Below are 19,783 nucleotides of genomic sequence, written 5' to 3'. Positions count from 1 at the left end.
CTTCATCCCCTTGAAATGCAGATCAATGCGCACAGGCATGTTTGAGTTCGATCAGGGTCACGCCGTTACGCTTAAAGCCTTGGCGCAGGTCGGTCTGCAACTCGGCCAGGCTTTGCGGCTCAGTCACGGTGCAGCCGAACGCGCGAGCGAGGGCGGCGAAATCCGGGTTGCGCGGCAGCACGCCGATGGGTTCGATATCCAGGCCGAGCATGTCGTCGCGGATCTGCCCCAGGGCGTCGTTGTTCCACAGCAGCACCACCAGCGGGCTGTCCAGTTCTTCAACAGCCGTGGCCAGTTCCTGGGCGGTGTAGAGGAAACCACCGTCGCCCACCAGCACCAGGCCCGGCCGCTGCGGCGCGCCGAATTTGGCGCCGATGCCGGCCGGCAGGCCGTATCCCAAGGTGCCGTAGCCGGTCGGGTGCAGCCAGCTGCGAATTGCGAGGCTGTCGAAGGCGTAGTTGCCGGTGTAGGCCAGTTGGGTCATGTCGGTGCTGATGAATGCGTTGTCCGGCAGCTCTGCAGCGATACGGTCGAGAATCGATTGATGGATCGACTGCAACGGGCCATGGCTGGCCTTGACTGCTTCGCGCAGGGCGGCGACCGAGGCAATCGCAGCGCTGGCATCGCGCACATCAGACGGCAGACGCTCAAGCACACCGCTGAGGGTTTGTTGTGCATCGCCGTGCAAGGCAACCGCGCACGGGTAGAAGTCATTGAACTTGCGCGGGTCGATGTCGATGCGCAGCAGTTCGCCATTGAGCGGCAGGCGTTCGCGCCAGAAGTCGGTGTCGGCCATTTCAGTGCCGACCGCGAGCACCACGTCGGCCTCGGCGATCAGGTTCCAGCCCGGTTCTACGCACAGGGATGAGCCGGCGTTGAGCGGCGCATCCGGCGGCAGCAGGCCTTTGCCGGCGACGCTGGTGAACAGCGGCGCGGCGAGCCGGGTGCTGATGTCTTGCAGCTGCGAAACGGCATTCAGCGCACCACCACCGGCGATGATCATCGGTCGCTTGGCAGCGTTGAGTCTGGCCACGGCTTGATCGATGGCGGTGGCGGATGCCGGGCCGCGACCCGGGCGACGCACCACCTCATTGCTCCAGTCACGGGCAATCGGCGCCGACAGCACGTCCAGCGGCACCGAGATGTGCACCGGGCGCGGGCGCTCGCTGTCGAACACCGCGTAGGCACGGGCGATCAGTTCCGGCAGGTCTTCGGCGGTCAGCGCCACTGCGGAGAACGCAGTGATCGGCGCGGTCATCGCCCGTTGATCCTGGCACTCGTGCAGGCTGCCCCAGCCCTTGCCCAGGCTGGCGCTGTGGTTGACGCTGGAAATCACCAGCATCGGAATCGAGTCGGCGTAGGCCTGGCCGATGCCGGTGGCGGCATTGGTCACGCCGGGGCCGGTGATGACGAAGCACACACCGGGTTTGCCGCTGACCCGGGCATAGCCGTCGGCCATGAAACTGGCGCCCTGCTCATGGCGGGTCAGCACGTGGCGGATGCCGCTGCCGGGCAAGCCGCGGTACAGCTCCAGGGTATGTACGCCGGGGATGCCGAACACGGTATCGACGCCGTAGTTGGCCAACAGACGCACCAGGGCCTGGCCACCGGTCAAGGTTTTGCTTTGCATATTCATGTCCTCACTCGTGGCCGAGGCGAATCAACGCATCGACCGCAGTCGTGCCTTGGGCACCGACCAACAATGGGTTCACATCGAGTTCCAGCAGGTGTGCGGCGTTCTCGCAGGCGTAGTCGGCCACCGCGCGGATGGCGGTCACCAAGGCGTCCAGGTCCGCAGATTCGCGACCACGGAAACCTTGCAGCAACGGTGCGCTGCGCAGGCTGAGCAAGGCATTGCGGATCGCGCCGTCGGTGGTCGGCAGCAGCAGGCTGCGACTGTCCTTGAGCAACTCCACGAGAATGCCGCCGGCACCGATCACCAGGGCGAGGCCGAAATCGTTTTCGCGCTTGATGCCGACAATCAGTTCAGCCAGTGGCGGCTTGGCCATCGGTTCGAGCAACAGTTGATCGAAGTCTACGCCCGGGGCGTAAGCGGCAATGCTGCCGCGCATCTTCTCCAGTGCAGCACTCAATGCCGCGCCATCCTTGAGGTTCAGCGCCACGGCGCCAGCCTCGGTCTTGTGTGGCAGTTGAGCGCTGACCGCTTTGAGTACCAGCGGATAGCCCAACGCTTCGGCGTCCTTCAGGGCCTTGTCCGGGGTGCTCAAAACGCCGTTGGGCGTCGGCAGGCCAAAGGCTTTTAACGCCTGTTTGGAATCCCACTCATTGAGCAAACGCCCCTCGCCTTCCAGCACATGCGGGCACAACGGCACCAGCGCCGATTCGCCCAGCGCCAGCAACACCTGGCGGTTGCGTTGATAACCGGCGATGCGACCCCAGGCGGCCAAGCCGTCTTCAACGCCTTGCAACGCCGCAACACCTTGCGCATGCAGACGCTCGCGGGCATGGGCCGGCAGCAGCTCGGGGAAGGCCGAGGTGACAAAACCGGTCTTGCCGTGGCGTTGCAGTGCCGCGCAGTACAACTCCAGCAGCAGGTCGCATTCCTTGCGCTCGCCGGTGAACTCCGACGGGTAGTCGAGCACCAGCATCGCCGCGTCGGCTTCGGTGCGCAGCGCGCTGTCGAGCATGCGGTTCAAGGCTTCGCCGTCGCCCCAGATCGCCGTGGTGAAATCCAGCGGGTTGACCAGGTTGGCGTAGGTCGGCAGCACTTGCGCGAGCTCGCCGACCTGCCCTTGATCGAGTTTCGGCAGGCCCAGGTCGTTGCGTTCGGCGTAGTCGGCAATCAACCCGGCGTCGCCGCCGGAACAGGCCAGCGCAATCAGGCTGTTGCCCGCTGGCAGGTTGCCGCAGGCGGCGGCCTTTAGGGTTTCGACAAAACTCACCGGGCCGCTGACGCGAATCACCCCAAGACGGTCGAACACCGCGTCATACAGCGCATCGGAGCCGGACAGCGAACTGGTGTGACTCAGGGCCAGTTCGGCGCCGATCTGCGACACGCCGGTTTTCAGGGCGATGATCGGGATGCCCTTCTCCAGCGCCTTGTGCGCAGCGCGGGCAAAACCCGGAACGTTCTTCAAGCCTTCGAGGTGCAGGCCGATGGCAGTAACACGCGGCTCGTCGAGCAACACGTCCATCAGTTCAGCCACGCCCAGTTGCGCCTGATTGCCCACCGAGGCCATGTAGGCCACCGGTAGCGAGCGGTCGCTCATGGACAGGTTGTAGGCGAAGTTGCCGCTCTGGGTCAGCACCGCCACGCCCTTCTCCACCGCTTTGCCGCCATGGGCCACTGGCCACAGCGCGGAGCTGTGCAGGTAGTCGAGCAGGCCGTAGCAGTTGGGGCCGAGCAAGGCCATGTCGCCAGCGGCCTTGAGCAGTTGCTGTTGCAGGGCCTGGCCTTCGGCGCCGGTTTCAGCGAAGCCGGAGGCGTAGCAGATCGCGCCGCCCGCGCCGATGGCGGCCAGTTCGGCGACGCAAGTCAGCGTCAGTTCGCGGTTGGTGGCGATGAATACCGCGTCCGGGCCGCAAGGCAGCTCGGCAACGCTGCGCACGCACGGCACGCCTTCAAGGCTGTCGTGCTGCGGATTGACCAGCCACATTTGCCCTTGGTAGCCGCCCTCGGCACAGCGCTTGAGGGCGCGGGCCATGCTGCGGCCGCCGACGAACGCCACGTGTTGCGGCGCGAGCATGCGTTTGAGGTTGTCACGAATGGTTTGGGACATGGGAATTCTCCAGACCGATCAGCGCAGCAGCGGCCGCAGCAGCTCGCGGGAAATGATGTGGCGCTGGATTTCCGAAGTGCCTTCCCAGATCCGTTCGATCCGCGCGTTGCGCCAGATGCGCTCCACCGGACCTTCGTCCATCAGGCCCATGCCGCCGAAAATCTGCACCGCTTCATCGGCGGTACGCCCGAGCACTTCGCTGGCGAACAGCTTGGCCATGCCGGCCTCGCCATCGGTCATGGTGCCCTGGTCCATTTTCCAGGCGGTGTGCAGGGTCAGCAGTTCGGCGGCGCGGATTTGCGTGGCCATGTCGGCCAGTTTGAACGACACGCCCTGGTAAGTACCGATGGGTTGGCCGAATTGCTTGCGGTCCGCCGCCCATTGCAAGGACACGTCCAGTGCGCGCTGGGCCTGACCCACGCAGTTGGCCGCGACCATTACGCGCCCGGCGGTCAGCCAGGCGTTGGCCACCTCCCAACCCTTGCCGACTTCGCCCAGCACTTTGCTGGCCGGCACGCGGCAGTCGTCGAAAAACATTTCGAAGGTGTGATAACCCCGGTTGCTCACGCACTTCGGTCCACGGCGAATGGTCATGCCCGGGGTGTTGCCGTCGACCAGGAACGAAGTTACGGCGTTACGCTTTTTGCCGTTGTGTTCGTAGGTGTCGGTCACGGCGAAGACGATGGCGAAATCGGCATGACCGGCGTGGCTGATGAAATGCTTGCTGCCGTTGAGAATGAAGTCGTCGCCTTCACGCACGGCGCGGGTCTTGATTGCATTGGCATCGGAACCGGCACCCGGCTCGGTCAGGGCGAAGCAGTCGATTTTCTCGCCCTGGATGCACGGCAACAGGTAATCGTTGATCTGGTCGCCGGTGCAGGCCATGAGGATTTTCGACGGCCGTGCGACGAACACGTGCAGTGCCCAGGACACCTTGGACAGTTCACGCTCGATCAGCGCCTGGGACAGGTAGTCCAGGCCTCCACCACCCACTTCTTCGGGCATGTTGAAGGCGTAGAACCCGGCGGCGATCGCCTTGCCGCGAATCTGCGCCGCCAGTTCCGGGGAGACCTCGTCGGCGCGGTCGACTTGCTCTTCATAGGGCAGCAGTTCCTTCTCGACGAAGCTGCGTACCGAGTCCACCAACATTTCTTGTTCTTGGGTCAGTTGGAAATTCATGCTGCTACCTGTTGTTCGTGTTCTGGGAGATGGAGAGGAATCAACGACCGATGAAGCGTGCCGGGCGTTTTTCCATGGCGGCGCGCAGGGCTTCGTTGCCGTCTTCGCTACGACCGCAGAGCAAACCGGCGGCGAGCTCGGCTTGCAGTTGTTCCGCCAGGCTGCGTTCGGCGCCTTCACGCATGAGTTTTTTGGTCTGGGCGAAGGCAAAGGTCGGGCCGGCGGCCAGGCGTGCGGCCAATTCGCTGGTGACCGTCAGCAGTTGATCGTCGGCACAGACATCGCCGACCAGACCGGCGTCGAGGGCACGGTCAGCACTCCACAGTTCATCGAGGAACAGCAGGCGCTTGGCCTTTTCGCTGCCGATCAGCCGTGGCAGGTGCCAACTGGCGCCGGCGTCCGGCGAGTACGCCATGCTGGTGTAGCCGGCCTTGAAGCGCGCCGATTGCCCGGCGATGCGCAGGTCGCAGCACAGGGTCAGGTCCATCCCTGCGCCGACGGCGGTACCGTTGATGGCAGCGATGGTAGGTTTTTCCAGGCTGTGCAGGCGGGTCATCAGGGCGTGGGCGGTTTCGGTCCAGCCATAGGTTTCCAGCGAACCCCGGGCTTCGGCATCGGCCCATTCATTGAGGTCGGCACCGGCGCAGAAGCTGCGGCCGCTGCCGGTGAGCACCACCACGCGCACCGCTGGGTCGGCGTTGTAAGCGTCGAGCAGGCCGTGCAGGTTTTTCAGCGTCGGAATGTCCAGCGCATTGCGCTGGGCAGTGCGATTGAGGGTGATCCAGGCAACGCCTGCTTCGACCTGACTGAGCAGCGACGATTGAGTGGTCATGGGAATCCTCGAATTATTGTGATTGGTCTGAGGTGATGCGACTTGAGGCCATACTAAACGAGTGTTCAGTAAGGCGGCAATCGGCGGGGGAATGGGCTGTAACAAGCTCATAATTTCAATAACACATTGGTTTTATTGAATTATTTCTAGATGCGCGAGCGTAAGTCGTTAGCGCTGTTACAACTTCGAACAACTGGTGACACGTGGTATGTCGCAGCTTTCCCATCCACCACAAAACAACTGTGGGAGCGGGCTTGCTCGCGAAGAGGCCCTGTCAGTCAACATTGATGGTGACTGACAGGGCCTCTTCGCGAGCAAGCCCGCTCCCACAGGGGACGGTGTTTAGTTCAAGGGATCAGGCAGTCGGCAAGCTCGGCGCCAATACGCCCTGACGCTTGCGATGGATCAGGAAGTACGCGCCATAGCACAGTGCAATGAATCCAAAGCCCCAATACAGTGACGGACGCTGGGTTTCATCCAGGGCCAGGAATACGAACAGCGAGCAGCACAGCGTGATGCACATCAGCGGCAGCACCGGGAACCACGGCGCGCGGTATTTCAGGTCGCTGAGTTTGCCGCCGTCACGCAAGTACGCCTTGCGAAACTTGTACTGCGCCAGTGCGATGACAATCCAGGTCACGGTGCCGGACATGCCGCTCACCGCCATCAGCACCATGAACAGGGTGTCGGCGGCGACGAAGCTGGTCATCAGCGACACCAGCGCGAAGCACAGGGTGATGCTCAAGGCGCGCAGCGGTACGCCACGCTTGCTCAAATGCGACAGGCTTTTCGGCGCCATGCCGGTTTTCGACATCGCCCACAGGATGCGCGTCGAGGCATACAGGCCGGAGTTGCCCACCGAGAGGATCGCGGTGAGGATCACGAAGTTCATCAGGTCGGCGGCGTAGGGAATGCCGACCATGTCGAACACTTGCACGAACGGGCTTTCCATCAGGCCCGCCTGCTGCCACGGCACAATGGCCGACAGCACGATGATCGCCAGCACGTAGAAGATCAGCACGCGGAACACCACGTTGCGCACGGCACGGGGAATACTTTTTTCCGGCTGATCGGTTTCACCGGCGGCCACGCCCATGATCTCGCAACCCTGGAACGCGTAGACCACGGTCATCATCACCGCGAACACCGCCGACAGGCCGTTGGGGAACAACGAATCGCCGATCAGGTTGGTCGCCATCGGTGCCGGTGCGCCGCTGCTCAGGGGCATCACGCCGAAGATCACCAGCACGCCGACCACGATGAAACCGAGAATCGCCGCGACCTTGATCCCCGAGAACCAGTATTCGGCTTCACCAAAGGCGCGGGTCGCCATGGCATTGATACCGAACAGCACCACCACGAACAGCGCCGACCAGTACCAGATCGGCACCTCCGGGAACCAGCGGGTCATCAGCATGCCGGCGGCGGTGAATTCCAGGCCCACGGTGGTGGCCCAACTCATCCAGTACACCCAGCCGATCATGAACCCGGTGGCCGGGCCGATGTATTTGGTGGCGTGGGTCTGGAACGAACCGGACACCGGCATCTGCACCGACAGTTCACCCAGGCAGACCATCACCAGGTACATCAGGAAACCCGCGACCAGGTAAGCCAGGATCGCCCCCACCGGGCCGCCCTGATTGATGGTCACGCCGGAGCCCATGAACAACCCGGTGCCGATGACGCCGCCCAGGGACAGCATGAAAATGTGCCTGCTCTTCAGGGCGCGGGTCAGCTGGATGCCTTTATGATCAGTGCTGCGATCAGTGTTTTCGTTCATGTCGGCACCTCAGCAGTCAGTGAGGTGTACAGCGCGCGACAGGACGTCACGGCGCAGGGAGGGATCAGCTTTACGGCAATTCATTATTATTATCTCCAATAAGCTTCGAAGACCGCGCTGCGGCGGTTGCGTCGATTATTGGAAAGCCATGTAAGTTCGCGTTGACCGTAAAGATCGAAGTTGTACAAAGTCGTAACAAACTTGTACGTCAGCTCTGCAACAGGCCTTTGAGGGTATCGAGCGAGTGCTGCAATTGCTCATCGAGCGTGGGGCTCATGCGCTGGATCGCCGATTCATCGTTTGCCAGCGCCAAGGTCTCCAGCGTCCTTAACGTGGCAGCCAAGGCCCGAAAACCCAGGGAATCGCAACTACCGGCCAGGCGGTGAGCCAGTTGCGCGACCTCTGTGCAGTCGTCGGCGGCCATGGCTTCATGCAGCGCATCGCGGTGTTGCAGGATCGAGTCACGCAGTACCGCCAGCAAACCCTGGACCTTTTGCGCACCGAGCAAGCTGCGATGGGTCTGCAACAGCGGCCAGTCCATTGCCTCATCGCTCGGCAGCGACTCGGCCACAGGCGCCTGCCCTTCCAGCACCTGGCGCAGGTTTTCCAGCTTCAAGGGCTTGGCCAGGACACCGTCCATGCCGGCCTCCAGATAACCGCGCACCAGTGCCGGCTGCACGCTGGCTGTCAGGGCGAAAATGCGCGTATGGCGGTTCGGCCCGTCGCTGAGGCGGATCTGCCGGCACAGCTCGACACCGCTGATGCCCGGCAGATGCACGTCCAGCAGCATCAGATCGAAAACCTGCGCCTTGCAGTGCTCCAGTGCCTGCTCCGCCTCTTCGGCCAACCACACCCGGTGGCCGTCCCGTTGCAGCAAGCCCTTGGCCACTTCGCGGTTGAGCGCCACGTCCTCGACCACCAGGATGTTCAGTGCCGGCCCCGCCGCCCGCACCGGCGGGGCCTCAGTCACGCCGCTGGCCGGCTGCAAGGACAGCTCGAACCAGAAGCAACTGCCGCGCCCCTCTTCACTGTCCACGCCGATGCAGCCGCCCATTTGCTCCACCAGATGTTTACAGATTGCCAACCCCAACCCCGTGCCACCAAAACGTTGCGCGACTTCTTCGCTGGCTTGGGTGAAACGCTCGAAAATCTTCGCCTGCATCGCCGGGGCAATGCCGATGCCGTCGTCCGTGACACTGACCCGCAGCCGCTGCCCGGTCTGCTCGCCCGTTTCGGTGAGAAGCGCCACCTCGACGCTGACTTCGCCGCCTTCGGTGAACTTGATCGCGTTGGCCAGCAGGTTGCTCAGCACCTGACGCAGGAACTGCTCGGCGCCGTGGTGATGCTCGGCAATCCGCTGATCGATGCGGCAACTGAGGATCGTGTCGTTGTTCAGCGCTCGCGGTTCCAACAATGTCAGCACTTCGTCGAGCAACTGGCGCAACGAGAAATCCACCGGTTCGGGATGGCTGACGCCCTCCTCCAGCTTGGCGAAATACAGCACTTCGTTGAGGATCGTCAGCAAGCCTTCGCCAGCCTTGTGCAAGGCATCCAGGCGTTTGCCGTCCTGGGCATCCAGACGCGCGCCGCGTAGCAATTCGGCCATGCCGAGAATGCCATTGAGGGGCGTGCGCAGTTCGTGGCTCATGGTCGCAAGGAACCGCGACTTGGCGAGGTTGGCCGCTTCCGCCTCGTCTTTGGCACGCATCAGGCTGGCGGTGCGGCGCTCGACCATTTTCAGCAGCTCGTCACGGTTGTCCTGCAAGGCCAGGCGATCGGTTTCCCGACGCTCGATGTCCCGCAGGATCGCCCGGCGCATGTCGTCCAGCGCATGGGCCACGGTGTCGATTTCGTCGCTGCCACGACGCTTGTCCAGATGCAGAGGTTCGTGCCACTCACCGGCGGCGATGCGCCGTGCAAACTCGGCCATGACTTTCAGGTGCCGGGTCACCAGTCGATAAAACAAGCCAGACAGAGCCACGGCCAAGCCGCAGAGGAACACCGCCATCCACAACAGGCTGGTCAAACCGGTAGCGTATAGACGCTGGTACACCGCCCCCAGATCCGTACTGACTTCCAGCTCGCCAAGGTTGCGCAAAGGACCGGACGGCGGCTGATAGTCCAGGACAAAGCGCTCGATGCGCAGCGGCCCCGTGGGGTGCGGATTGCCCTGTACCAGGTCGAAATCGGCGCTGGTCAAGTGCACCCGCGCGACATCGGAGAAGTCCACCAGCCCGCGCAACTGCACGTTCAACTGTTCCTGGTTCAAGTCCCAGAGGCTGCGTTCCAGGCTGGCCAGGTAGCCGGCGCGGATCAGCTCCATGCGCGAATCGATGTCGCGCATTTCCCGTCGATACTCGATGTACAGTTGCACGCTGCTGGCCAGCACAGTGAAGCACAGGCTGAACAACAGAATGAACAGCAACAGGCGTCGCAGCAGTCCACCGGGACGGGCGCGAATCATTGCGCATCTGCCGGCAGGTTGATCATGTCGCGGTAGGTCACTTCGCTTTCGTTGAGCCAGCGCTCGATATCACCGGCATCGACCATGCGCTGCAACTGCGCATTGATCTCGGGCATGCGAGTGGCCAAGGGCGAGCGCCGCGACACGGCAACCCGCAAATAGTCCACATTCAACGCCTTGGGCAAGGCGACGATGTCCTGGCCGCCGGGCAGGTTTTCCACGTACAGCTGGCCAGTGCGTCGCTCCTGGGTGATGAAATCGATGCGCCCGCGAATCAGCTTGCCGAAGTTCTGGTGGCTGTCGGAAACCCATTCGATATTGTTGTTGCGCGCAACCATGCGATCGAACTCCACGCCGTAGCTCTCGCCGAACAACAGGCCGCCACGGTAACGGGCCAGGTCGTCCAGTTGTTCGAATTTCACCGGGTGCTGGCGGTTGACGAACAACGCCACTTCTTCACGCAATACCGGCACCGTCGAGAACAGCATGCTTTGCTCCCGTTGCGCGGTGCTGTAGGCCAGCACCACATCGACCCGGCCTTCGGCGGCGTCCAGCAGGCAGCGTTTCCAGTTGCCCAGCACCACCATCTCGACCTCGTAACCCAACTGCCCAAACAGGTTTTTCACCACGTTCGGCGCCAGGCCGCGCACCTGCTTGCCGTCGCTCCAGGAGACCGGCGGGTACACCGGGTAATCGCAATAGCGAACCTTGTCCGCCGCGACGGCATGGCCGGCCACCAGCAGCGCCAGCAGGCAAAGCCATCGCGCCATCAGGTTCAGGCCGCCACGCTGGCGGTGAACAGGTAACCGGCGCCGTGAATGGTGATGATCAACTGCGGTTCGGCCGGATCGTCGTGCAACTTGCGGCGCAGGCGCCCGACCAGCACATCGATGGAGCGGTCGTTGGGCACCCATTCGCGGTTGCGGATCTGGTCCATCAACTGGTCGCGGCTGAGGGTGTGGCCGCTGTTGCGCAGGAACACGCTGAGCAACTGGTATTCGCCGTGGGTCAGCAGGGTTTCGCTGCCGGACGGGTCGATCAGGCGACGGCGGTCGGTGTCCAGCGCCCAGTCGGCGAACTGCTTGACTGGCTTGGCCGTCGCGACGGCCGGCGCTGGCGTTTGCGCATGACGGACCCGGCGAATCAGGTTTTTCGCCCGGGACACCAGTTCCCTTGGATTGAGGGGTTTGATCACGTAGTCATCAGCGCCGCATTCGAGGCCGACGATGCGGTCGATTTCGTCGTTGCGCCCGGTGATCAGGATGATCCCGACTTCCGAACGCACCCGCAGCTCGCGGGTCAGGGTCAGGCCGTCCTTGCCCGGCAGGCGAATGTCGAGCATCACCAGGTCGACGCTCTGGCTCGCCAGGAAGGTTTCCGCCAGTTCTGCCGTGGCGGCGCAATGGACGTCGTAGCCTTCCTGGGACAGGTAGGCGTGCAGCAGATCGCGAATCAGCGGATCGTCATCGACGATCAATACCCGAGGAGTCATCGCTTGGTGTCCGGCATAGGCCCGAAGGCCAGTTTCTTATTAGAGTGTTTTCCTGCATCGGCGCCAGAGAGTATCGATTGCTGAACGACTGATCAACAGTCGCTCGTCTGCACGCAGAAGCGCTGGCGTCCGCCGGCCTGCAAACCATCGACCCAGGCCTCGCAAATCTGGATGCCCTGCTCCGGGGTGAAGGTGCCGGGGTTCAGCCCGGACTCCAGCCACAAGCCGTCGAGCAAGGCGCTGAGGCTGATGGCGGCGAGGTCGGCGTCGAAGTTTTCCCAGCCTTCCTCCCGGGCCAGTTCCGCCAGCACCTTGCGCAGGATGCCGCGATACTCGCCATAGGAATGATCGTGGGCTTGGTTGATGGCCTCGGCGGTTTTCACCGCGCCCCAGAACGCCAGCCACGCATCGATCAGTTGCGGATCGAGCAGCTCGGCGGAAAACGATCCGCGGAAAAACGCCGACAGCCGTTCTCTGGCATTCGGCGCCGCTTGCTCCATGGCGTCGCGCAGCAAGGTCATGACCCGCCCGGTGATCGCCATGTAGGCCTCGGCCACCAGTTCATCCTTGCCGGAATAGTGATGGCTGATCAGCCCCACCGAGACCCCGGCCTCAGCAGATATCTTGCGGATCGACGCGCCCTGGAAGCCGTGACGCTTGAGGCACACCAGCGTCGCCTCGATCAGGTTGGCTTTGCGCAACTCCGGTTCCATGCGGGAAAAACGGGCTTCCTGGTTCATGGGCGACACGCTCCTTGGTTCAATCGTTTAGGCCTGTGCGGGTTAGCGGCGGGCTGAACGACTGTACAGCAAGAGCGGGCCAATTCTCCAGTCAGTTGCCAGTCTGGTAGACCGTGGCGCCTGCTTCGCGAGCAAGCCCGCTCCCACAGGGTTAACGGGTGTACGCAAGATCTGCGAACAACCCAAACCACTGTGGGAGCGAGCTTGCTCGCGATGACGTCAGTCCATACAACACAAAATCCGGATCAGTCGCGGTAACCCGGCGCCACACGATCCAGCATTCGCAACAACGCCGCCCAGGCCAGTTGCATGGCATCCGGATCACTCAGCTCACCCTCCTCCAACGGTCGACCCGGATCATTGAACTGGCGCTCGGTATGCGCGCAGACCTCGTCCGACGGCAGAACAACTTCACCGGCGGCTTGGGCGGCCAACTGGATTTCACAGGCCTTTTCCAGGTAATACATGCGCAGGAACGCCTGGCTCACCGTCTCGCCGACGGTCAGCAAACCATGGTTGCGCAGCATCAGTACCGGCTTGTCGCCCAGGTCCGCCACCAGCCTTTTTTGCTCGCTCAGGTCCAGCGCCACGCCCTCGTAGTCGTGGTAGGCAACACGGCCATAGAACTCCATGGAAATCTGGTTCACCGGCAACAACCCGCACTTCAACGCCGCCACCGCGCAACCGGATCTGGTGTGGGTGTGCAGCACGCATTGCGCATCTTCGCGGGCGCCGTGGATGGCGCTGTGGATCACGAAGCCGGCCGGGTTGATCGGGAACGGCGACGGCTCCACGGCGTGGCCATCGAGGTCAATCTTCACCAGATTGGACGCGGTGATTTCATCGAACATCAGCCCGTAGGAGTTGATCAGAAAGTGATGCTCCGGCCCCGGAATGCGCACCGAGATGTGGGTGAAGATCAGATCGGTCATGCGAAAGTGCGCAATCAAACGGTAACAGGCCGCCAGTTCCTCGCGCAGGCGCTGCTCGATGGCGCTGCGCTCGGGGGCCAGGTGAGTGGCGATTTTGTTCATTGTCGTGGTTTCTCCAGGCTGATCGGCTGGGCAGACAGTAAGGCTGGACGCTTGGACACGTCCAGCCGTCCGTGTTTATTTGCTGGCCCAGGCGTTGAAGCGCTCTTCGAGCTCTTCGCCATGATCGACCCAGAAACCGACGTTCATCGACAGTGCGCCCTTGAGGTTCTGCGGCGCCGTGGGCACCCATTGCGCCAGTTTGTCGTCCAGCCGTGCGGCGGCCTGGGTGTTGGTCGGGCCGTAGGGGATCTGCTGCACGTAGTTGACCTGTGCGTCCGGCTGGTTGGCGAAGGCAATAAAGCGCTTGGCCTGATCCACATGTCTGGAGCCTTTGATGATCGCCCAGTAATCCATGCCGTACAGGCTGCCAGGCCAGACCAGACCCAGGTGGCTGCCCTTCTGCGCGGCGTCGGCGATGCGTCCGCTGTAGGTCGAGGTCATCACCACATCGCCGGCGGTGAGCCATTGTGGCGGTTGCGCGCCCGCCTCCCACCACTGGATGTAAGGCTTGAGTTCAGTGAGTTTGGCGAATGCCCGGTCCACACCCTGTGGGGTGCTGAGTACCTTGTAGACGTCTTCGGTTTTCACTCCGTCCGCCAGCAAGGCGAACTCCAGGTTGTACACCGCGCGTTTGCGCAGCCCACGCTTGCCGGGGGTTTTCTTCACGTCCCAAAAATCTGCCCACGAGGTCGGGGCCTGGGCCAGTTTGTCGGTGTCGTAGGCAATCGCCACGCTCCACACCAGCGCCGCAGACCCGCATTCCTGCGCCGCTTCGGGGATCAACTGGTCGGCGTGGCCCAGGCGGATCCAGTCCAGGCGCTCATACATGCCTTCCTCGCAGCCGCGCATCAGGTCCGGGCCTTCGATCTGCACCACGTCCCAGTCGACGTTGCCGGTGTCGACCATCACTTTGATTTTCGCCATTTCGCCGTTGTATTCACTCTGGATCACCTTGCTTTGATCCACGGCGGCGAAGGGTTGAAAGAACGCCACGTCCTGGGCTTTTTGTCCGGCTCCGCCGTATCCGACCACCACCATGTCCGATGCTGCCTGAGCGCTGCCCAGGCCTATGGCCACGGACAACACCAAGGGATAAAAACCGTGCTTGAGCGTGTGCGATTTCATCAGTGGTTCCTCTTGCAGGTGCCACGGGACCCAAGGCCCGCGCAGCCCTTTTTATTGTTGTGAGGTTCGGCCCAGGAGCGGGCTCGAGACGAAATTACTGCAAGGCGCAGTAAAAAAACAAGTTGATTTTTTACTGAAGGTAAATTTCTATAGCGCAATAATAACAACGCCGAAACCCGGCCTTTCGGCTTCAGCCTGCCAGGAGTACCCGCCCCATGCCGACCTCGACACCCGCCTTCGCGCACCTGTTCGAACCCCTGGAGATCCGTGGCAAGCGCCTGAAGAACCGCATCATGTCCAGCGGACACGACACCTCGATGCCCACCAACAACCTGGTCAATGAACAATTGATCGCCTATCACCGGGCGCGCGCCGAAGGCGGTGCCGGGCTGATCGTGCTGCAAGTGGCCGGCGTGCATGACAGTGCGCGCTACACCTCCCACGTGCTGATGGCCACCGACGATGCGTGCATCGAGGGCTACCGCAAACTGGCGCAAACCTGCCACGCCCACGGCACGGTGGTGTTGTCCCAGGTGTTTCATCCGGGGCGGGAGATCATGGAGTCCAGCGATGGCTTGCTGGCGGTGGCCTACTCCGCATCGTCAGTGCCCAACGAACGCTTCCGGGTGATGCCCCGCGCGCTGGACCAGGCGATGATCGACGAGATCGTCGCCGGTTATGCCGCTGCCGCCCGCCGCCTGCATCAGGCAGGCATCGATGGCGTCGAGGTCGTGGCCAGCCACGGTTACCTGCCGGCGCAATTCATCAATCCGCGGGTCAACCGGCGTACCGATGGCTACAACGGCGGGCTGGAGCAGCGTTTGCGCTTTCTGCGCGAGGTCATAGCCGCTGTGCGCGAGGCGACCGACGAGCAGTTCATCGTCGGCCTGCGCATCTCCGCCGACGAGCGCGACCCGGAAGGCCTGACCGAAGACGAATCCCTGGCCGCCGTGCAGTCACTGCAAGCTCAGCTCGATTACGTGCACATCGTCGCCGGTACCTCGGCTTCCCTTGGCGGCGCGGTGCACATCGTGCCGCCGATGGCGATCGAAGCAGCGTACCTGGCTAAAGAAGCCGGCACGTTCAAGGCCAGTCTGAACATTCCGTTGTTCGTTACCGGGCGCATCAACCAGCCCCAGGAAGCCGAGCTGATTCTGGCTCGCGGCCAGGCCGATGTGTGCGGCATGACCCGGGCGCTGATCTGCGACCCGCAAATGCCCAACAAGACCGACACCGGCCGCGTCGAAGACGTGCGGGCGTGCATTGCCTGCAATCAGGCGTGCATCGGCCACTTCCACAAGGGCTTGCCGATTTCCTGCATCCAGCACCCGGAAACCGGGCGCGAGCTGATCTTCGGCGAACGCCGACAAGCGCCACAGCGCAAACGCATCATGATCGCCGGCGGTGGTCCGGCCGGGATGAAAGCCGCCACCGTCGCGGCCCAGCGCGGGCATGAGGTGACGTTGTACGAAGCCAGCTCGCAACTGGGCGGTCAGGTGTTGCTCGCGCAACTGCTGCCACGGCGCAGCGAATTCGGTGGTGCGTGCACCAACCTGCAACGGGAAATGGAACTGGCCGGCGTGCGCGTGGTGCGCAACACCCGAGTCGACCGGGCACTGGTGGAGCAGGAAAAACCGGACGTGGTGATCGTCGCTACCGGAGCCGAGCCGTACTGGCCGCCCTTCGAGCGCGGTGGCGAGTTGCAGGTGGTGGACGCCTGGCAAGTGCTGCGCGATGAAGTACAGGTCGGCCGTTCGGTGGTGGTGGTCGACTGGCGCTGCGACTGGATCGGCCCCGGTATCGCCGAGCGCCTGGTTCGCGCCGGGCACCAGGTGCAACTGGCGGTCAACGGCACCCATTGCGGGGAAAACCTGCCGCTGTACGTGCGAGATCAACTGGCCGGCGAGCTGCATAAGCTGGGCGTGCCGATCACGCCGTACGCGCGGTTGTATGGCTGCGATGACAACACGGTGTACCTGCAACACACTGCCAGTGGCGAACCGATGCTGATGGAGAACATCGATACGCTGGTGCTGTGCCAGGGCCATCAACCGGTGGATACCCTGGGCACAGAGTTGCAAGGGCTGGTGGAGTTTCGTCGCATCGGCGACTGCCTGGCGCCACGTACCGCCGAAGAAGCGATTTATGAAGGCCTGAAAGTCGCGTGGGAGCTTTAAGGCTGTTTATACTCCGGGGCTTTACATTCAAATGATCGCTCTCTGTAGGAGCTGCCGCAGGCTGCGATCTTTTGATTTTGCTTTTCAAAAACAAGATCAAAAGATCGCAGCCTGCGGCAGCTCCTACCAGGGCGTAGCGTAGCCCCCGGTTCGGAATTTTCCATGAGCAACAACAGCAAGACCCCGCCCGCATCAGGCAGCGCCGAACCGCATTTTCTCGGCACGCGCATTCGCGGCCTGCGCAAGCGCCGGGGCATGACCCTGGCGGAACTGGCGCAACAGAGCGAACTCACCGCCGGCTACATCAGCCAGCTGGAACGCAACCTCGCCTACCCGTCGATTCCGGCGCTGTTCAACATTGCCCGCAGCCTCGGCGTCACCATCCAGTGGTTCTTCGCCAGTGAAGCGGTCACCGCGCCCGAAGACGATGGTGTCGTGGTGCGCAAGAACAGCCGTCTGAACGTGCATTACGAAGACGGCATCGTCGACCAGTTGCTGACGCCGCAAGCCAACCGCCAACTGGAAATGCTCCACTCGCGTTTCCCGCCTGGCACCTACAGCCAGCAAAGCTACAGCCACGACGGTGAAGAAGCCGGCTACTTGCTCTCGGGGAGTTTCGAGTTGTGGGTCGGCGAGCGCCACTTCCAGCTTAATGAAGGCGACAGCTTCAGCTTTTCCAGCCAGGAGCCGCACCGCTACGGCAACCCCGGCGATGTCGATGCGGTGGTGATCTGGGTGATTACGCCGCCGACGTTCTAACGTCGGCGGCGACCGCTTGACTGAGTGGTACTCGCACGCTTGAGGGTGTCGCTCGGCAGCTCGTTGAACAACGCGCGGTAGCTGCTGGAAAACCGCCCCAGATGCCAGAACGACCAATGCATCGCCACCTCGGCCACGGTGGTTTGCGTCGGCGTGCGGCTCAGCAGTTCGCGACGCGCGCTGTTGAGTCGGCGCAGGCGCAGCCACTGGGTCGGCGACATGCCGGTGTAGGTCTTGAACGCATGCTGCAACTGGCGCAGTGAAACCCCCGCGACCTGGGACAACTCCAGCAGGTTGAGGTGTTCTTCCGGGGTGTCCGCCGCCCATTCCCCTACCCGCTTCATGATCGACCGCTCCCCGGCCCGACGCTGCAGGGACCCCTGGTCGAGGCCGACACAGGCGTTGTCGAGGATGAACAGGCAATCTTCCAGCAGTTGCTGGGTCAGCGCTTCGCGGCTCGGTGGATCGAAGGTCTGCGACAGCCGCGTCAAGGTCCCGCTGAGCCAACGGCAGAACAGCGCGTTCTGCTGGGAGTTGAGCGGTGCCATGAACAGCCCTTCGAGCCTGGCGATGTCGAGGCTGTGGCGCTTTACAAACTCCGGCCCGAACACCACGGCGATTTCCTGGTAGTTCTCCGGGGTGATCCAGATGTTGCGGCTTTCGCCATTCAACACGTACAGCGCGTTGTCGCCGCGATCGAAACAGAACGACAACGAACCCTGGGGCGCGCTGAAATTCTGCTCGACCCGGGTGTTCATCGACTCTTCGTAAATCTCCACGCCCTGCAGATCCAGATAACGCACCCTACCCGCGAAATGCCCCGGCGACATCTGCTGGTATTGCTGCACCCAGCCCGGCGTGGCGCGGATTTGCTCGGCGACATCGGCGGTGTTGAACGCTTGGACCTGGAGGGAATTGGAACCTGTCATGGGGCGACCTTACGCACTCTTTTGGTGCGCTTTGTGCTGCTTAAAGTGGATAGATGGAACTGCAAGGCTCGCACAAGATAGTCGTCAACGCGCTACAGGGGAAGTGTCCGGCGGATGAAACCGGTCTCTCCTGGCGTTAATAAAACCAATAACGAGGTCTTTATGAATGTCCCTTTCGATCAGCTGTTCACTTGGCTGAAAGATCACAAGATTACCGAAGTCGAGTGCGTCGTCAGCGACCTGACCGGCATTGCACGCGGCAAAATTGCACCGACCAACAAGTTCCTGCATGAGCGAGGCATGCGCCTGCCGGAAAGTGTCCTTCTGCAAACGGTAACCGGGGACTTTGTCGACGACGACATCTACTACGACCTGCTCGACCCGGCCGATATCGACATGGTCTGCAAGCCGGACGCCGACGCTGTCTACGTGGTGCCATGGGCCATCGAGCCGACCGCCATCGTGATCCACGACACTTTCGACAAGTTCGGCAACCCGATCGAACTGTCGCCGCGCAACGTGCTGAAGAAAGTCCTGCAGTTGTACACCGACAAAGGCTGGCGGCCGATTGTCGCGCCGGAAATGGAGTTCTACCTGACCCAGCGTTGCGAAGACCCGGACCTGCCGCTCAAGGCGCCGATGGGCCGTTCGGGCCGCGCCGAAAGCGGTCGTCAGTCGTTCTCCATTGACGCGGCCAACGAATTCGACCCGCTGTTCGAAGACGTCTACGACTGGTGCGAACTGCAAGGTCTGGACCTCGACACGCTGATCCACGAAGACGGCCCGGCGCAGATGGAAATCAACTTCCGTCACGGCAACGCCCTGGACCTGGCCGACCAGATCACCGTGTTCAAGCGCACCATGCGTGAGGCGGCGCTCAAGCACAACGTGGCGGCAACCTTCATGGCCAAGCCGGTCGGCGACGAGCCTGGCAGCGCCATGCACATTCACCAGAGCGTGGTGGACATTGCCACCGGCCAGCCGATCTTCGCCGATGCCGATGGCAACATGAGCGAGCTGTTCCTGCATCACATTGGTGGCCTGCAGAAGTACATCCCGAAAGTGCTGCCGATGTTCGCGCCGAACGTCAACTCGTTCCGCCGCTTCCTGCCGGACACCTCGGCACCGGTGAACGTCGAATGGGGCGAAGAAAACCGCACCGTCGGCCTGCGCGTGCCAACCTCAAGCCCCGACGCCATGCGCGTCGAGAACCGTCTGCCGGGCGCTGACGCCAACCCGTACCTGGCCATCGCCGCCAGCCTGCTGTGTGGTTACCTGGGCATGGTCGAGCGCATCGAGCCGAGCGCTGCGGTACAGGGCCGCGCCTATGAGCGTCGCAACCTGCGCCTGCCGATCACCATCGAGGACGCCCTGACGCAAATGGAAGAGTGCGACACCATCAGCCGTTACCTGGGCAGCAAGTTCGTGCGGGGCTATGTTGCGGTCAAACGCGCCGAGCACGAGAACTTCAAACGGGTGATCAGTTCGTGGGAGCGTGAGTTCCTGATGCTCAGCGTCTAAGGCCCCAGCTC

Annotated in this window: 15 protein-coding genes; 3 read left to right on the top strand and 12 right to left on the bottom strand. The window is 62.6% G+C overall.

Annotated features, from left to right (window positions below; translation table 11 throughout):
- Positions 1-22: 22 nt before the first annotated feature.
- The 11 genes from AC3IP0_RS12980 to AC3IP0_RS12930 form a co-directional block, all read right to left on the bottom strand.
- On the bottom strand, positions 23-1,630 hold the full coding sequence (locus tag AC3IP0_RS12980; protein ID WP_489319769.1) for a 5-guanidino-2-oxopentanoate decarboxylase: 1,608 nt from the start codon (positions 1,628-1,630) through the stop codon (positions 23-25).
- A 10-nt stretch (positions 1,631-1,640) separates the two neighbouring features.
- On the bottom strand, positions 1,641-3,740 hold the full coding sequence (locus tag AC3IP0_RS12975; RefSeq protein WP_489319617.1) for an acetate--CoA ligase family protein: 2,100 nt from the start codon (positions 3,738-3,740) through the stop codon (positions 1,641-1,643).
- Between the two features lie 18 nt (positions 3,741-3,758).
- Positions 3,759-4,919 carry an acyl-CoA dehydrogenase family protein gene (locus AC3IP0_RS12970; protein WP_489319616.1) on the bottom strand — a complete coding sequence of 387 codons (1,161 nt, stop codon included), beginning with the start codon at positions 4,917-4,919 and terminating at the stop codon, positions 3,759-3,761.
- Positions 4,920-4,959: 40 nt separating this feature from the next.
- Positions 4,960-5,751, bottom strand: a complete 792-nt coding sequence (locus AC3IP0_RS12965; protein ID WP_489327577.1) for an enoyl-CoA hydratase/isomerase family protein — start codon at positions 5,749-5,751, stop codon at positions 4,960-4,962.
- A gap of 355 nt (positions 5,752-6,106) precedes the next feature.
- On the bottom strand, positions 6,107-7,531 hold the full coding sequence (locus tag AC3IP0_RS12960) for an amino acid permease (protein WP_489319614.1): 1,425 nt from the start codon (positions 7,529-7,531) through the stop codon (positions 6,107-6,109).
- 208 nt (positions 7,532-7,739) lie between these two features.
- Positions 7,740-9,995 (bottom strand): ATP-binding protein, encoded by a 2,256-nt coding sequence (locus AC3IP0_RS12955; protein WP_489327575.1) that lies wholly within the window; start codon positions 9,993-9,995, stop codon positions 7,740-7,742.
- A complete protein-coding gene (locus tag AC3IP0_RS12950) occupies positions 9,992-10,765 on the bottom strand; it encodes a substrate-binding periplasmic protein (protein ID WP_489319612.1) in 774 nt (257 codons plus the stop codon). The genes AC3IP0_RS12955 and AC3IP0_RS12950 overlap by 4 nt, the downstream gene beginning before the upstream one ends.
- A 5-nt stretch (positions 10,766-10,770) precedes the next feature.
- Positions 10,771-11,487 (bottom strand): response regulator, encoded by a 717-nt coding sequence (locus AC3IP0_RS12945; RefSeq protein ID WP_489327574.1) that lies wholly within the window; start codon positions 11,485-11,487, stop codon positions 10,771-10,773.
- A gap of 92 nt (positions 11,488-11,579) precedes the next feature.
- Positions 11,580-12,227, bottom strand: a complete 648-nt coding sequence (locus AC3IP0_RS12940) for a TetR family transcriptional regulator C-terminal domain-containing protein (RefSeq protein ID WP_110659255.1) — start codon at positions 12,225-12,227, stop codon at positions 11,580-11,582.
- Positions 12,228-12,472: 245 nt separating this feature from the next.
- Positions 12,473-13,261, bottom strand: a complete 789-nt coding sequence (locus AC3IP0_RS12935) for a class II aldolase/adducin family protein (RefSeq protein WP_489327572.1) — start codon at positions 13,259-13,261, stop codon at positions 12,473-12,475.
- A 75-nt stretch (positions 13,262-13,336) separates the two neighbouring features.
- Positions 13,337-14,386, bottom strand: a complete 1,050-nt coding sequence (locus tag AC3IP0_RS12930; RefSeq protein WP_489327570.1) for an ABC transporter substrate-binding protein — start codon at positions 14,384-14,386, stop codon at positions 13,337-13,339.
- Positions 14,387-14,601: 215 nt separating this feature from the next.
- On the opposite strand from AC3IP0_RS12930, the gene AC3IP0_RS12925 reads away from it, so the two are divergent.
- Both AC3IP0_RS12925 and AC3IP0_RS12920 read left to right on the top strand, forming a co-directional pair.
- Positions 14,602-16,563, top strand: coding sequence for an oxidoreductase (locus tag AC3IP0_RS12925; protein ID WP_489319608.1), 1,962 nt, complete (start codon positions 14,602-14,604; stop codon positions 16,561-16,563).
- 162 nt (positions 16,564-16,725) lie between these two features.
- Positions 16,726-17,322 carry a cupin domain-containing protein gene (locus AC3IP0_RS12920; protein ID WP_056725067.1) on the top strand — a complete coding sequence of 199 codons (597 nt, stop codon included), beginning with the start codon at positions 16,726-16,728 and terminating at the stop codon, positions 17,320-17,322.
- Here AC3IP0_RS12920 and AC3IP0_RS12915 read toward each other — a convergent pair.
- Positions 17,319-18,251, bottom strand: a complete 933-nt coding sequence (locus tag AC3IP0_RS12915) for a helix-turn-helix domain-containing protein (RefSeq protein WP_489319607.1) — start codon at positions 18,249-18,251, stop codon at positions 17,319-17,321. The genes AC3IP0_RS12920 and AC3IP0_RS12915 overlap by 4 nt on opposite strands.
- A 162-nt stretch (positions 18,252-18,413) precedes the next feature.
- Here AC3IP0_RS12915 and AC3IP0_RS12910 point away from each other — a divergent pair, with 162 nt between their 5' ends.
- Entirely contained in the window at positions 18,414-19,772 is a 1,359-nt protein-coding gene (locus AC3IP0_RS12910; protein ID WP_007974329.1) for a glutamine synthetase family protein, read from the top strand.
- Positions 19,773-19,783: the final 11 nt, after the last annotated feature.

The sequence above is a fragment of the Pseudomonas sp. GL_103 genome (genome assembly GCF_057835175.1).
This window is presented reverse-complemented; position numbering and strand designations above follow the sequence as displayed.

Bases quoted from the DNA above. Each gene is read 5' to 3' on its own strand.
- AC3IP0_RS12930 (WP_489327570.1), bottom strand. From the start codon at position 14,386: ATGAAATCGCACACGCTCAAGCACGGTTTTTATCCCTTGGTGTTGTCC.
- AC3IP0_RS12980 (WP_489319769.1), bottom strand. From the start codon at position 1,630: ATGCAAAGCAAAACCTTGACCGGTGGCCAGGCCCTGGTGCGTCTGTTG.
- AC3IP0_RS12975 (WP_489319617.1), bottom strand. From the start codon at position 3,740: ATGTCCCAAACCATTCGTGACAACCTCAAACGCATGCTCGCGCCGCAA.
- AC3IP0_RS12940 (WP_110659255.1), bottom strand. From the start codon at position 12,227: ATGAACCAGGAAGCCCGTTTTTCCCGCATGGAACCGGAGTTGCGCAAA.
- AC3IP0_RS12915 (WP_489319607.1), bottom strand. From the start codon at position 18,251: ATGACAGGTTCCAATTCCCTCCAGGTCCAAGCGTTCAACACCGCCGAT.
- AC3IP0_RS12970 (WP_489319616.1), bottom strand. From the start codon at position 4,919: ATGAATTTCCAACTGACCCAAGAACAAGAAATGTTGGTGGACTCGGTA.
- AC3IP0_RS12955 (WP_489327575.1), bottom strand. From the start codon at position 9,995: ATGATTCGCGCCCGTCCCGGTGGACTGCTGCGACGCCTGTTGCTGTTC.
- AC3IP0_RS12960 (WP_489319614.1), bottom strand. From the start codon at position 7,531: ATGAACGAAAACACTGATCGCAGCACTGATCATAAAGGCATCCAGCTG.
- AC3IP0_RS12935 (WP_489327572.1), bottom strand. From the start codon at position 13,261: ATGAACAAAATCGCCACTCACCTGGCCCCCGAGCGCAGCGCCATCGAG.
- AC3IP0_RS12950 (WP_489319612.1), bottom strand. From the start codon at position 10,765: ATGGCGCGATGGCTTTGCCTGCTGGCGCTGCTGGTGGCCGGCCATGCC.
- AC3IP0_RS12925 (WP_489319608.1), top strand. From the start codon at position 14,602: ATGCCGACCTCGACACCCGCCTTCGCGCACCTGTTCGAACCCCTGGAG.
- AC3IP0_RS12945 (WP_489327574.1), bottom strand. From the start codon at position 11,487: ATGACTCCTCGGGTATTGATCGTCGATGACGATCCGCTGATTCGCGAT.
- AC3IP0_RS12920 (WP_056725067.1), top strand. From the start codon at position 16,726: ATGAGCAACAACAGCAAGACCCCGCCCGCATCAGGCAGCGCCGAACCG.
- AC3IP0_RS12910 (WP_007974329.1), top strand. From the start codon at position 18,414: ATGAATGTCCCTTTCGATCAGCTGTTCACTTGGCTGAAAGATCACAAG.
- AC3IP0_RS12965 (WP_489327577.1), bottom strand. From the start codon at position 5,751: ATGACCACTCAATCGTCGCTGCTCAGTCAGGTCGAAGCAGGCGTTGCC.